11 protein-coding genes are annotated in these 14,802 nt (G+C 40.8%); 8 read left to right on the plus strand and 3 right to left on the minus strand.

Going from position 1 to position 14,802, the window contains the following annotated elements; all coding sequences use genetic code 11:
• Positions 1 to 55: 55 nt before the first annotated feature.
• Positions 56 to 1,771, minus strand: a complete 1,716-nt coding sequence (dauA, locus tag LGZ98_RS03105; protein WP_228900254.1) for a C4-dicarboxylic acid transporter DauA — start codon at positions 1,769 to 1,771, stop codon at positions 56 to 58.
• A gap of 688 nt (positions 1,772 to 2,459) precedes the next feature.
• Here dauA and LGZ98_RS03110 point away from each other — a divergent pair.
• The 8 genes from LGZ98_RS03110 to LGZ98_RS03145 all read left to right on the plus strand — a co-directional run bounded on the left by LGZ98_RS03110 (position 2,460) and on the right by LGZ98_RS03145 (position 10,707).
• Positions 2,460 to 3,140 (plus strand): SDR family NAD(P)-dependent oxidoreductase, encoded by a 681-nt coding sequence (locus LGZ98_RS03110; RefSeq protein ID WP_262977696.1) that lies wholly within the window; start codon positions 2,460 to 2,462, stop codon positions 3,138 to 3,140.
• 513 nt (positions 3,141 to 3,653) lie between these two features.
• Positions 3,654 to 3,902 carry an acyl carrier protein gene (locus LGZ98_RS03115; protein WP_262977697.1) on the plus strand — a complete coding sequence of 83 codons (249 nt, stop codon included), beginning with the start codon at positions 3,654 to 3,656 and terminating at the stop codon, positions 3,900 to 3,902.
• A gap of 76 nt (positions 3,903 to 3,978) precedes the next feature.
• Complete coding sequence (locus tag LGZ98_RS03120; protein WP_262977698.1) at positions 3,979 to 4,836, plus strand: hypothetical protein; 858 nt, start codon at positions 3,979 to 3,981, stop codon at positions 4,834 to 4,836.
• Complete coding sequence (locus tag LGZ98_RS03125; protein ID WP_262977699.1) at positions 4,829 to 5,575, plus strand: ApeI family dehydratase; 747 nt, start codon at positions 4,829 to 4,831, stop codon at positions 5,573 to 5,575. Before LGZ98_RS03120 ends, LGZ98_RS03125 begins: the two co-directional genes overlap by 8 nt.
• Positions 5,565 to 6,749, plus strand: a complete 1,185-nt coding sequence (locus LGZ98_RS03130; protein WP_262977700.1) for a beta-ketoacyl synthase N-terminal-like domain-containing protein — start codon at positions 5,565 to 5,567, stop codon at positions 6,747 to 6,749. The genes LGZ98_RS03125 and LGZ98_RS03130 overlap by 11 nt, the downstream gene beginning before the upstream one ends.
• Before the next feature lie 85 nt (positions 6,750 to 6,834).
• Positions 6,835 to 8,586, plus strand: a complete 1,752-nt coding sequence (locus tag LGZ98_RS03135; RefSeq protein ID WP_262977701.1) for a carbamoyltransferase family protein — start codon at positions 6,835 to 6,837, stop codon at positions 8,584 to 8,586.
• A 189-nt stretch (positions 8,587 to 8,775) separates the two neighbouring features.
• Complete coding sequence (locus LGZ98_RS03140) at positions 8,776 to 9,651, plus strand: class-II aminoacyl-tRNA synthetase family protein (protein ID WP_262977702.1); 876 nt, start codon at positions 8,776 to 8,778, stop codon at positions 9,649 to 9,651.
• Positions 9,652 to 9,726: 75 nt separating this feature from the next.
• Positions 9,727 to 10,707, plus strand: coding sequence for a hypothetical protein (locus tag LGZ98_RS03145; protein ID WP_262977703.1), 981 nt, complete (start codon positions 9,727 to 9,729; stop codon positions 10,705 to 10,707).
• A 569-nt stretch (positions 10,708 to 11,276) separates the two neighbouring features.
• Here LGZ98_RS03145 and LGZ98_RS03150 read toward each other — a convergent pair.
• Both LGZ98_RS03150 and LGZ98_RS03155 read right to left on the minus strand, forming a co-directional pair.
• The gene (locus LGZ98_RS03150; RefSeq protein ID WP_262977704.1) at positions 11,277 to 13,019 is read right to left on the minus strand and encodes an aminotransferase class III-fold pyridoxal phosphate-dependent enzyme; all 1,743 of its coding nucleotides are present in this window, start codon (positions 13,017 to 13,019) and stop codon (positions 11,277 to 11,279) included.
• 50 nt (positions 13,020 to 13,069) lie between these two features.
• Entirely contained in the window at positions 13,070 to 14,770 is a 1,701-nt protein-coding gene (locus tag LGZ98_RS03155; RefSeq protein ID WP_262977705.1) for a beta-ketoacyl synthase N-terminal-like domain-containing protein, read from the minus strand.
• Positions 14,771 to 14,802 lie beyond the last annotated feature (32 nt).

A 14,802-nucleotide genomic window follows, 5' to 3' on the forward strand; every position in this document is an offset into this window, starting at 1 on the left:
AGTTTAAAAAAAAGAGTTTTTGAAAACAGAGCTAGCAAACTTTTATCTGGCAATTTCAGCTATCCATTTTGCCATTGAAATTCAATTCTTCCATTGCTCGTGGCAATGTCGTATGGAAGCTAAGGTGATTTTCAACCAACTGGATTCTGGCTCTGGCCAATGTTTTTAACGGCTGAAATGGAATATCACAAACAGCGATATATTTATCTTTTCCCACTTCATCAATAAAACGTTGGAAAGCATGCAGCCCACCTGCATCTAGCACGGGAACGGCATCCCATTGCATGAGGATCGTCTGATAACTGGCACTTTCTTCCTTTAATTCGGTGAAGATACGTTCAGCGGCGGCAAAGAATAGCGGGCCATTGATACGAACAACTAGCAGAGCTTTATCGACATTGGTTTGTGGCAATTGACTGATGCGAGTCATATTAGCTATTCGACGCATAAACAGCAGTGAAGCTAATACGATACCGATCGTAATGGCGATAACCATATCAAACAGTACTGTGAGCGACATACAAAGTACCAGCACAATAATGTCATCCCTTGGTGCGCGGCGGATCAGATCGATAACTTTATGTATTTCGCTCATATTCCAGGCGACCATGAGCAACAAGGCGGACATAGCGGCCAGAGGAAGATAGGAGAGCATGGGGGCCAATGCCAGTAAAGTCAATAAGACGAGCAGAGAGTGAACAATGGCTGAAACCGGTGATGTTGCGCCGGCCCTGATATTTGCGGCTGAGCGGGCGATTGCGGCGGTAGCTGTAATACCACCGAAGAATGGCACGACAATATTTCCCAATCCTTGACCAATCAATTCACTGTTTGAGTGATGCTTCTTACCGGTCATACCATCCAAAACCACGGCACAAAGCAGTGATTCAATAGCGCCTAACATTGCCATTGAAAAGGCGGCGGGTAATAGGGCTGAAACCGTTGACCAACTGATATCAACCTGATGAGCATCCATATCAGGTAAATGCCACGGTAAAACAAATTGCGGTAGGATGGGTGGGATACCTTGCCCTTGTGTACCGTCATTCAATATATAACTAAATTCAGAACCAATAGTAGCAACATGTTGATCGAATAAGTTCATGATCCCCATCACAGCAGTTCCTGCAATGAGAGCAGGAAGATGCCCGGGTAATTTCAGCCCAAGCTTAGGCCAATAAATTAGAACGGCAAGTGTCGTCAGGCCAATTAGCGTATCACTCAAATATAGCGTTGGCAGAGCTTGAAACAGAGCCGCAACCTTATTGATATAATTCTCTGGCATATGTTCCAATCGCAGACCAAAAAAATCTTTTACTTGCATGGTTGCGATAGTTATCGCGATTCCAGAAGTAAAACCGAGCGTTACGGGTAGCGGAATATACTCGATCAATTTACCAACGCGGGCTAATCCCATCACCAGCAAAATAATGCCTGACATTAATGTAGCAATGAGCAAACCACTCAGACCAAATTGTTGAGAGACCGGATAGAGAATGACAACGAAAGCGGCGGTAGGGCCGGAAACACTATAGCGTGAACCGCCGGTTATCGCGATAACTATCCCGGCAATTGCGGCGGTGTAAAGCCCATATTGTGGCGCGACACCACTCCCGATGGCTAGCGCCATAGCGAGAGGGATGGCGATAATACCGACAGTAATACCGGCGATAATATCTTTAGTTAAACGAGCAAAAGAGTAAGATTCCTTCCAACAAGCATCAATTACAGCACTAAACGGCCGTATACCGTTCATTCTACGAGTTTTCATCTGTGCATAAACCAAAAATATAGAGGGAAAAAGCAATAAGGTTGTTACAACCAAATTGCAAGACCGAATTGTAAAAATAGTGCTTTTAGTTCAAAGCGATAGCGCTATAGATCAAACTTAATGTTAATAGCTTAACGTCAGGAAAGTGAAAAGTAAAAGGGAGAATAGTATTCTTATCACCATAAAATAGGCTGAAACCGATTCTATTAAGTATCTATCCTTATTGGTGAATATTATTGAATTAACTTCATAAAGAATTTAATTAATATTTTTAAAATTGAAGCTATTTGGATTCACATAATTGATCACAATTTTTAATTGTTATTGTTAGAAAGTTAAATAATTAATTATGCATTCACCACAAGTATTGATTATGACTGAATTAAACTAGCTGTATTGAATATTTTTACGCAGAATGTTTTTTTATTTAATTTTTGGGTGTAATTTAACCAATGCTTTGATATCTCTTAAATATTAGATTAATAATTTGACAGATATAAGAACTCACCCTATTATTTAAGAATGAGATTGAACAAGTGAGTTGAAAATAGATAAGCTAAAAATATATACGTTAATAATATATGAATTAAAAATGTTTTTTTGTTTAGATAATATTTATTTTGAATGCTTTATTTAAAGTAGGGATTCCTGTTGGAAAATAACTTTTAGATAAGGTGGAAATATTTAAATGCATAAAATACTTATTATTGGTTCATCAAGTGAAATTGGGAATGCAATTTGCCGACATGCGGTTGCAAGTGGTTATCAAGTATTAGGCACTTCACGTAAACCGTGTAATGAAGAAATTTATTTAGATGTTATGTCGGATAACAGTGTTAGAGAAGCTATTAGCATTGTCATTGAAAAAATGAAATGTATTGATGCGGTTATCTATACGCCGGCAATGTCATTGGATGGCTTATTACATGCTCAAGATATTGAGGGTTGGCATGATGTTTTTAATGTCAACTTATTTGGAGCAGCAAGAGTGGCAAAATATTTGCTGCCACATTTTATGAAGAATCGTAATGGCGTGATGCAATTTATTTCTTCTACGGCAAGTTTACGTGTAGAGACAGGCGCCATCGCTTATTCTTGTTCGAAAGCAGCCATGAATGCATTGGTAAAAAATATCTCTAATGACTATGGTCGTTTTAATGTTAGGGCCTACACTGTCATGCCGGGATATGTTGATGGTGGTATGTTGCGTCATATTTCTCCAGAAAAGAAGATGGAATTCGCTAGAAGCACTGCATTAAAACGAATGGCAGATGTTAATGAAATTGCCAGTTTTTGTGTGGGGACGCTGAGTACATCAACTTATATCACAGGAACATCTCTTTGCATTGATGGGGGATTAAGTGGTTAATAACAATATCATAAATCGTGATCTACAATCATGTTTTCATCAATTAGCTGGAATATCGGGTTGGATTTATGATAAATGTATTTCTTCATCTGGCTTAATGTTGCCAATCGCTGTAATGAGAAAAGGTTATTGGTTATTATTCCAATTTTGGTTACGTTATTTGGAATAGGAACAAAAACTGATTATCAGATATCTCTGCTTTTGTATCGGTTATGAATTATTTTCTTGGGTAAATGCCTATCCCAATAGGCGTAATTGTTGCAGGCCGTTAATTGGAATGAGTTTTTCGATGTATGTATGGGGGAAACGATTCATGAGAAATTTATATAATTGATATATACCCAATGGATTTCAAGATGCATCGCGACGGCAAGGGAGTGAATCCCCGGGAGCATAGATAACGATGTGACCGGGGTGAGCGAGTGCAGCCAACAAAGAGGCAACTTGAAGGATAACGGGTATAAATAGATCCTTAAACTATTAGATTTGAATAGACATCATTGGGGATGTGATATGGATAATATTGATATGGTTAATGAAGAATTAGCAAGTATTTTGGTGAATGTTGCTGAGTTAGACTCGGATTTTAAAATAACTTCGAATAAATTGTTGAAGAGTGATCTTGGCATTGACTCATTAAAGTTAATTGATGTCATTTTGTCAGTTGAGCGAACTTTTGGCAAAGAAGTTTCTGAAGATGCGCTTGCCCGTATTCAAACTGTAGGTGAGTTATGGGAGGAAATAAAAAATAACCTGCAATGATCGGGTTGACTTAATCAATAATTAAAAACTCTCTGTTTTTCAAATAATAAGTTGAGGGAAAATGTTGACTTTTAACGTGGAAAATTTAGCTATTTACCCGAATATATTTCGGAATGAGAGAGAGGGGGAATTTTCTCTTCCTGCTGATGTTTCTGAATTTGTAAGCAATAAAGGTGATCGTTTTCGTGATGACTTTAGCCGCGTTTGTACCTATCTGGCGAATCAGTTTATTGCAGAAGATAGAAATGGAAAAAATGAATCTGTGATTGTGGGTACAGAATATGGCAACCTTGAAGCGATGCTTCGTTTTCAGCGGCAGGTCATGAACAGTGATAAAACGATATCTGCTCAACAATTCCCTTATGCTACCACTAGTTCAGCTTCAACCTTTATTAACATTGACAAAAAAGTAACGGGAGGAAACTGTACATTAAATGCAGGCAGTAAAACGCCTGTAATGGTATTCATGCAGGCGTTGCTTAATCTGCATAATATATCAGTAGGTGCCAGTTACCTCTTTTTCGGTGATGTTTATTGCACAGAAGCACTTGATGATATACGAAAGAAAGTCAGCAATCAGAAGTCAATATCTTCTGGTGTGATGTGTGCGACACTATTGAGTGGAAAACAATTTACGGCAGATTTTTTCTTCGGGTTAACAGCGGGAGAGATAAAAAAACGGTGTGATGCTTTGTCACCGGATACGAAGACGGATACGAAAATATTTATATATAATACGTTGGATCAGAATGACGCATTAATTCATGTTGTTAAAGATAATAATGCAATTGAATATCAAGAATATAACAGCGCTTTTCTGTTTCATGAGTTTATGGGGGCGATTAAGCACAGTAAAAAAGGAGATGCTGTTGTATTTATTGTAATCGATAACATGAATGCTTCAGGCGTAAGGGTTATACACAATGATGATTAATCGTATTAACCATGTTTTTTCACCTCAAGATGAAATATTCAAATATCATTTTCCCGGTAATCCTGTTGTTCCAGGGATCTTGCCAGTCGCCGCTTTTTGTAAAGAGATAGCTGATGCATCTGCCGATTTTATCAGTTTAAGAAATCTATTTTTTCATCAATTTATACGTCCTGATGAAAATATCCAATATCGCCAAGAGGAAAATAAAATTTCTGCAATGGTATCGGAACAACGCTGTTTTTCTTTTCTTCTGAATTATTCTGGCAAAGATACAAAAGGTGAAAGTAAAAAAAAATTTTACGCATCTTCTCTATTATCACCATCATTGCGTGAACCCGAATTTTGGTTTTTGCCGAAAATAGTCTATGTTAATGATGGATTAAACAGAGCGAATTGCAGCCTGGATATGAAATCATTGCGCGGTGAAGCGGCTTATTTGCAAAAATATCATTATTTCCCTTTGATTATTCTTGTCGAGGCAATGGGGAATTTAGCATTAATTTTGCAGCATCAGCAACAGAGTATTTTAACAGCAGGCGATTATGTTTTTGCCAAATTTGGCGAATTGGCCTTCAATCCTGATATCGAACATATTAATTCTCCTGTGTTTATTGAAACTAAAGTAACCCGATTTGGCTCAATAATGTGTTGGGATGCCAGGGCATATCGTGAAGGGGAAAAATTACTTTGGATAACTGACGCAGTATCAATTAAGAGGAAGAAGAACGATGTTAGATAAAATATATGTTACAGGTCTTGGCGTCGTTACTCCAATTGGTATAGACGTCGGAAGTTACTGGAAAAATTTATGTGCTGGCGAGTCAAATTTTACTCGACTGGAACCGATCTATCCTTCTTTGAAGCCAAATTTTGTCGCGGGAAGAATTTCCGCTGAGCGGCGTCTGGAGATAAAAGCCAGAGCACCGAAATGTACCGGTACACAGCTCCCTGATTCTTCTTTGTATGCTGTCGATGCTGCACTTCAAGCGATAGCGGATGCAGGATTACAACCAGGGTGTGCTGAATTGCGTAATGCCTTGGTGTGTGTGGGTAATAATGAGGCTGAGGCGGATATTCTTGATCAATTAGTTGAAGGTATGCCGGTAAATTGGCATTCGAATATCTATTCGAGTCATGCGGTTTCCGATAATGTTGCTCGTGCAATTGGTTCATTCGGGCCTTCCATGACGATACATAATACTTGTGCGTCAGCAAATATTGCGCTTGAAACAGCACTACGCATGATAAATGCTGGAATTGTCTCGACATCCATCATTGGCGGTGGAGACGCCTTTTCAAAAAAGGTGTGGTCAGGTTTCTACATGCTTAATGCATTAGGTGCGGAACAGTGCCGTCCATTTTCGAAATTAAGGCGCTTTATTACGATATCTGAGGGTGCCGCTTTTTTGGTGTTGCAGAATAGAAAACACGTTGGTGAATATCAATCGCCTTATGCTGAATTGATCGCTACTGCTAGTAATAATGACGCATTACATCCGACCAATCCTGATATTAATAGTGTCACCCAGTGCCATAAAAAATTATTAGATTTGGCAGGAGTGGAAGCCGGAGATATAGGTGGCATATATGCACACGGTACTGGGACTAAGGCCAATGATGCAGTAGAAGCATCGATATTCTCTGAATATTTCCCGCATTCGGTGGTTTCAGCAATTAAAGGGACTATCGGACATATGATGGCGACAGCGGGAGCAATTGGTGCAGTCAGTGCTTGCTTATCTTTGAGAGATCAAATTATGCCGCCAACAAATATCTTGCAGGAGAATTTTGAATATCAATTTAATTTAATTACTCGTCAAATGGAAATGAAGAATAATTTAAAATATATACAAAATAATGCATTTGGTTTTGGTGGTAATAATGCCATTACTTTATTTGGCAAGGTGATTTGATTCCTGGTAATGCAAAATGGGCTATTAGTATAAAGTGCATAGTCTAATTTTTATGAAAGAAAAATAACAATTTGGAGGTGAAGAAATGGTTATATTAGGTATCAGTGGCCTTCCTAATTCTCAACATTTTATGCGAGAGAATTACCCAGGTGTAGGTAAATTAGACGAGCGTATTTGTCAGGGAGTCGATAGTGCGGCCTGTTTGATTGTTAATGGAAAAATTATTGCAGCGGCTGCGGAAGAGCGTTTTACCGGAGAAAAAGGAACCGGCCGGTTTCCTGCTAATGCTATTAACTACTGTTTGGCGGAAGCGGGTCTTACGCAAGATGATATACAGGTTATTGCCCACGGTTTTAATTATGATAAATATCGCCGTTTTTTCATGTCGAATGAAAAAATGTTTGAAGAGGCTTTTAGCGGAAAAACCGTGATTAATGCATTGGCTTCAGAAGGGTGGCAGAATATTGAATCACGTTTTCAAGGGGTAGATCATCATCTGGCTCACGCCGCATCAACCTTTTATCCCAGTGGCTTCCCGTCTGCACTATGTGTCATTTCAGACGGTATGGGTGAAATAGAATCTTTAAGTGTTTATCTTGCTAAAGACCAGCAATTCCAGAAATTGTACAGTCAGCCAATTAGTTCTTCATTAGGAATATTTTATTCTATCTGTACCCGGTTCCTTGGCTTTGTATTTAATAGTGATGAATATAAAGTCATGGGACTTGCCGCGTATGGTAATCCTGAGCGATATCGCGATATTTTCAATAAATTGACTCAATTCGATGCAGAGAGTGGAACGATACAGATAAACTGGTTACCGCAAGCATTTGACAATTCGGAATATGGTTTTCCCGCTGCAATGGCACAACTGAGCGATATGTTTGGTTTGACACCGAGAAATGAAGATGATCCTTTGCTGGATGTTCATCAGGATTTTGCTGCCGGATTACAGGAGAAATTTACACTGTTGCTGAAACAGTTAGTGACCTATTGGCTGCAAAAAACCGGTGAAACATCACTCTGCCTTGCTGGAGGATCGTTCTTAAACTGCAAAGCAAACCAAGCCCTTTGTCAGCTTGATGGTGCTGAAAACGTCTTTGTTCAACCGGCATCGGGTGATGATGGTTCGGCCTTGGGCGCTGCGCTTTTTGTGGCTGGCGGATATAACAATGGCGCAGATCCTTGCTTTAATCCTTATCTCGGTCCTCGTTTCTCCACCGATGAAGTCCGTAATGTATTATTCCGACATGGTGGCAATGCGGGCATGAAATGGCGTTATTTGGGGATGAATGATGATTATTTTGCGTCTGCGGCTAAAGATATCGCAGAAGATAAAATCATTGCCTGGTTTCATGATCGAATGGAATTTGGCCCAAGGGCACTTGGCAACCGTTCGATTTTAGCTCTGCCAGCAGGTGAAAAAATAAAGGATAGAATTAATAGCACAGTAAAATTCCGTGAGGCTTTCCGGCCATTTGCCCCAGCAATATTGGATGAGGATTGCGACACTATTTTTGAGACACGTAATTTAATGCCGACTCGATATATGCTTTGCACCGCCAAAGTAAAACCAGAGTTGATGGAGCCGGTGTCAGGTATTGTTCATGCTGATGGAACGGCGCGTATTCAGCTTGTTGAGCGTACTTTTAATGCAACTTTTTGGCGATTATTGAAAGAGGTACAGAAGATAACGGGTTATGGCTGCCTGGTGAATACTTCATTTAACGTTAGGGGACAGCCGCTTATTATGTCACCAGAGGTTGCAGTAGAGACATTTTTGAAAACCTCACTGGACAAGCTTTATATTGAGGGGTTTGTCGTATGGAAAGAATAACCCTGATGGTATCCTGATTAAAATGTCAGTTAATTGATTTTGGGATCAAATGTGTTTCTTTATCATCTTAGAAAAATATCTGGAGATGATATTTGATGATATGGAGACACATCCTTTCTATTGGCAAAACAGAGATTGTTTACTGGGCAGCATAACGTAACCATCGATCAGCAAAGGTAATATAAAAATATGATAAAAGAATTTCAACAGCGTAAGCTGCTATCAATTGTGCAATCGCAGAATGGCCTTGTCGGGTACCGGTTCTCTGACAGTTTATATGCTGCTGCTGAGTTCCTTGATGAGACACTTTTGCAGGTTTTAAGTAAGGGAATATCTGTTACTTCACACTCATGTACCACATTATTACCTCGATCCATATTAGAGCGTATCAGTTTCTTTGACAAATTGCCTAGTAATCCATTGCATGTTTATCCCCATTTAACTCACGAGGTCATGAGTGAAAATAGCGGGGATGCATGGGTATTAAGCCCATCGACTTGCTATCATACCTTTGCTCATTTAGCAGAGAGTACCCATGATTGGGAGCTGAAATATTTTACGGCTAAAGGACAGTGTCATCGATATGAACCGGCTAAAGATGAGCCTACCCGCATGGGGAATTTTACCATGCGTGAATTAATATTGGTGGGGCTACAGGAAAAAGTAGAAACACATTGTGAAATGATATTTGGGCAAGTCGTTAAATTCTTACGCTTACTGTTTCCTTCTCTTTCGGTAGAAAAAGCCAGTGATGTATTTTATGGAGAGCATTCTAAAGTGACTCGTAAAGTACAATTGTCAATGGGAGTCAAGTGCGAAATACTTATTCCTTGGTTTGATAAATATAACGTTAGCGTTGGTTCCCGAAATTTACACCGAGATTTATTTACCACCAACTTCAATATTATCAGTCGTGCTAGCGATCGTGCTATGCATTCCGCTTGTATTGCTTTAGGAATGGAGAGATTACTTTTGGCGCTGTTAGCACATACTTTGAATTATGAACCTGATTTACTTATCGAAAATATAGCACAAGCAGCCGCAATAATATTGGAGGAAAAATAACAGTGATTACAGGGCATAATATATCTGGTCTGCTATTCATAAATTAACCCATTGTATCGAGGTGACAAAATGCTCATGGAAAATGTGACGGATAAATCATATGCAAATGTTGCGATAAATTGTTTTACCGGTAGCTTGACAAAATTACTTCATCTACAAGGTAAAGAGATTTTTGAGGCAGAGATCTTTGAAGCCGGCAATGGTTATCTGTTTCGTAGTGGGTATGATGCACTGAATATGCCTGAATATACTTTTTCAGTTGAAACCGTTGGGCTAACTGGTGCCGCGACTTTGGGGGCAAATATAATTTCATTACCGATAGATTACGCTCATTGGCGTCTTCAATTATATGAATTATTATGTCAGAGGAAGGGCGTCGTTGCTTGGGTTAATTCGGTACATTTATCTTATTCTGAGGTTTATGCTAATAAACCAGAATACCTGCATGCTGTGTTGATCTCCGCTATTACGGATGATTATTCACAAGCGTGTATCTTTGATTCTTTGGTGGTTGATCGGGAATCCTATGCTTGTGAGGCATGGATGCCATCTGAGCAATTTTATTTAGCGCTTTCTGATAAAGTGTCCAATGAAACTTATGATCATATGGGTAATTTTTATATTATTGACTCACTGAAAGATCAGGAAGCTATGCCGGTAAGGGAATTACTGATGCATCAGGCCGAATTATTTAATACTTTTCCTGAATATTATGATGCGTTGAAAAATTATGGCAAATTATGTCTGAACGCGTTTCAGCAGGCAGAGGAAGAAGCTTGCCGGGCGGCTAAAAGATTGTTTGATCATATTAGTGTATTGTATGTGATACCCAATTTGAATTTGTTAAAACATTCTTTAATTAGAGCTGATATTGCACCTTCTCTGATTGAACGTTGCACGGAATTGATTGAAAACTGGAAAGTTTTATCTATTCTAGCGTTGAAATTTGAGGCCACATTATCACCGCAAATATTGGAGAAAATAGCAGGGCGTTTTGATCATATTGAGAAAATAACTAATATAATGTGGGGGGAGTTATATCGGTATAAAGGTTAAGTTTGAATATTTCAATTGGGAAGGCTAGTGAGATATGATAGGGATTGCCGCTAGCAATAATTGTGGAAAATTATTTTTACAATAATTCAATATGCTAATTATAAAATAGTGTTATTTAATTGTAAGGAGGGTATATACCCTATAGATTTCAAGATGCATTAATTTTTCTGAACGCGGGCAGATCGTTTCTGTCACGACCGCTCCAGCACTATGAACGATAAACTGACGAATATTTTTAGCTTGATCAGAAAGGCAGGCCCGATTCAACGATAATTGGATTTTTTATCTCCATGCCTAAAACACTATAGGTTGGTTCAATAACTTGATTTTCCATCGTAGCTCCACAAATTACCCATTCAAACAAATTTGCTATTAACCCGCCTTTCCATTCAATAGAAAGGCGGTACGTCCTCAAAAGGCGCTCAATAGCTACTCAACTGCAAAATTCCTGAAAATCTCGCCAATTTGCCAAGGATTAGCCGTCGTTTCAGAGCATCGAACTCAGCACAGCCAGAGGATAGGATGCTTAATCATTCAATAAGTTATTGCTCACAACAGGCCAGTTTGATCTAGCTATATCGAGGAAGCAGGTTGTTTTCCTCAAGTTCATCCAAACTATCCACAAATGCCAAATAAACGCTTTCCAGATGAGTGTCATCATGCGCATCAGAGATAAACCAGCAACGCCATTCCCAAATATAAACCCCTCTCATCAATAGGTTGTAGTAAAGCAAATCCATGTTATCGCGATGCATTAATCTAAAAAATGAGGAAAACGATCTTGCCTCGATAGGAACCCGACGGCTTAAGAACAGTTGGTTCAAACGTGAAACAAACGATTCAGTACGCTGAGTCAGTACCTTGGTAAAAGTTTCCCCTCTCCTCTTGATCTCCTGCAAAGTGGCTTTCGCAGCAGTCATGCAAAGCGGATGTTGAAAATAGGTCCCACCAAAGAATGTCGGCTCCGCCGCGGGGAAACTATCATCGTTGAAATTCCAGTTTCCACCGTCAATCGAATCAAGCATCTTCTTCCTACCCGTAATGACACCCAGTGGCATCCCACCCCCTATCGTTTTGCCATAGGTCACCATATCCGCCTCAATGCCGAATAACCCCTGAACACCCGCGGGATGAGATCTGAAACCTGTCACGATTTCGTCAAATATCAGCAGAATATCTAACTCCCTGGTCACTTGACGCAAACGTCGCAAATAATCTGGATTGCTCAATCCTGGGTCACGCGTTGGTACAGGTTCTACCAGCACCGCAGCGATATCGGTTCTATTAGTTTTGAGAAACTCAATCGCCTCATTGGAACCAAACCCAAACACCGAAACATCAGCAACCATATTTTCAGGTATGCCCACCGAAACGGGTTTTGTCGCATTAGCTTCATCATAGTCACCCGCTCTAGCCAGTACGGCATCCCAATGCCCGTGGTAACTGCTAGAAAAGAGCACAATATGATTACGGCGAGTGAGCGCCCGTGCTGCCCGAACCGCATTCATCACCGCTTCTGTTCCACTATTGACGAAAGCAACGCGATCCATGCCGGTAATCTCTTTGATAAGTTCAGCCACCTCTAAGCCTATCTCATGCCGAGTTCCCAAACCAAAACTGTTGTCTATTTGTTGAGTGAGCGCTTTAACTACAAAGGGTGGGCTATGGCCAAACAAATGCGCACCAAACCCCATCGTCATATCAATGTAATCATTACCATCAATATCCTTGACAACAGGTCCGGCAAATTTGGTGCAGACAATCGGGTAAAGTAGCTCTTTTATCGAGGGTTTAAAGCCAATTCCAGAACGGCTATCGGCAATATTTTTACGTACCGCTACCGAATGAATTTTTGATTTAATCGTTCGCTCGTTATATTTAGATATAAATGAAGCCAGATACTTTTTTCTCTCCTCAGATTCAATCGATGGCGCACTTCTCGACATCCATTGGAAAAAGCGTTCTTTATTAATCGGTGGAATATCTGGCGTATCGGATTGTTCAGACCTTTTTTCCTGATCAGCCAAGACGGGTTGAGTAACCGAATGGTTATCTTCCACAACCCTGTTTTTATCCGCCATCAAGATATATTCACTGAGTTGACGAATTGTTTGTAATTCTGCGAAAAATTGCCGCACTGAAAGTTTTATACCAAATTGTTTATGGATCGGCTCTAAGGCTTCGAATAACAAGAGTGATTCCGCCCCCAATTCAACCAGCGGTATTTCTAGTTTTATCTCTTCTTTCGATAAACCAAATGTCTCTGCAAAAATAGCGATTATTTCTCTCTGAATAATTTCAATATTACTCATATCAACCTCACTTTCCTCAAAATGAAGACGATCTCTACCGTTTTTACAGCTCAGATTGCCGTTCTTTCAAATGGATAAGTTGGCAGCGGGAGCCGTTTACGATATTCGCTCTGGTAAAAAATATCCCAATTGATACTTCCCCCGGCCTGCCAGACAGAGGCAGGCGAAATATACATCTCTTGCAGTTCACTCAATTGAGGGGTCACCACTAGGGCTTTATCTAGCAGGCTCGATATCAGCTCATGGATATCACGTGCGACAATCGCCTTGCGTATGGGTAAATGTCGTCGCCCACGCTGCAAGGTGAATGCCACATCAGCGATATTCGTTTCTGGATTCTGTTCAAGGTATTTCACTAAATCTAAAATTTTTTGCGCTAACGCTGTCTCGGTACGTGCGCTCAGCGGGATCAGATGTACTGCCGCCGAGGAAGGTGTGTCAGGCTTTGCCGCCGGTGGTTCAGCAACGATAACATGAACATTGGTGCCACCGATCCCAAACGAGCTAACACCGGCAATTCTCGCCGCTTTATCGTTATCCCAATCTCTGGATTCAGTAGGTACATAAAACGGGGATTCAGGGTCCCGCAGTTCAGCACAAGGAGATTCACAATTCATTGATGGCGGAATAATGCCTAAGTTGACAGCATAGATGGCTTTTATCAGCCCGGCGATACCTGATGCACAATCAGCATGACCAAGATTGGATTTAATCGAACCTAAAGCACACGATCTGGCCGATACGTCGGCAAATACTCGCCCTAGTGCTCGTAATTCAATCCCATCACCAACAGGTGTGCCAGTCCCATGCGCTTCAATCAAACCAATCTGCTCAGCTCGGACATCAGCCGCAGCAAGCGCACGACGGATCACCTGCTCCTGACCTGAAACACCCGGAGCGCTATAACCCGCTTTGACCGCCCCATCGTTGTTGATTGCCGATCCTTTGATAACCGCTAAAATCGGCTCGCCATTAAGCAGAGCATCCTCCAGACGGCGTAAAACCACGAACGCGGTGGCATCAGAGAAAATCGTACCGTCAGCTTTCTCGTCGAATGCACGAACGCGTCCCGTCGGGGATAATATTCCCCCTGCATGGTAAACATAGCCAACATGAGCGGGATACCTGACGCAAACACCACCCGCCAACGCCATGTCACTTTCACCTAGCAACAAGCTGTTGCAAGCCATGTGCACAGCAACCAGCGAACCTGAACAAAAAGTGCCAACACTGATAGCAGGTCCTAAGCAGTTGAGCTTATACGCCACACGCGTTGCCAAAGCATCTACAGAACTTCCGCCAAATAGCAGCATGGTGTCAGCAGGAGAATGGTTCTGCGTCGATATATCGGTTTGCCAGGTACTCTGGCGAGAACCGACAAACACTGAACAGATCCCTGCGTCTGCCCCGCTGGAATAACCGCTAAGTTCCAGTGCCTCATGGCAAACCTCCAGACAAATCCGTTGCTGAGGGTCCATTTTAGAAACTTCTCTTGGCATCATTTGAAAATAGCTGTAATCAAACGCCTCTGGATCTTGCAGGTACGCACCACGCGGAACGTAATGCAATCCGCCTTCATCCACATCAACGCCCCGATGATGAAGTTCTTCATTGGTATAACTCGAAATCAGTTCCCGTTTCCCTAAGATCGCATTCCAAAGATCTTGACTCGAATCTGCATTAGGAAAACGTCCAGCGATGCTGGTAATCGCAATATCTGTTGAATAATGCATCTGTATTTTTGATTTCATGCTAATTCCCTTTCCCGAACACGTTGGTCTTG

This window comes from Photorhabdus kayaii, assembly GCF_025384895.1.
In the GTDB taxonomy this organism is placed as follows: Bacteria; Pseudomonadota; Gammaproteobacteria; order Enterobacterales; family Enterobacteriaceae; genus Photorhabdus; species Photorhabdus kayaii.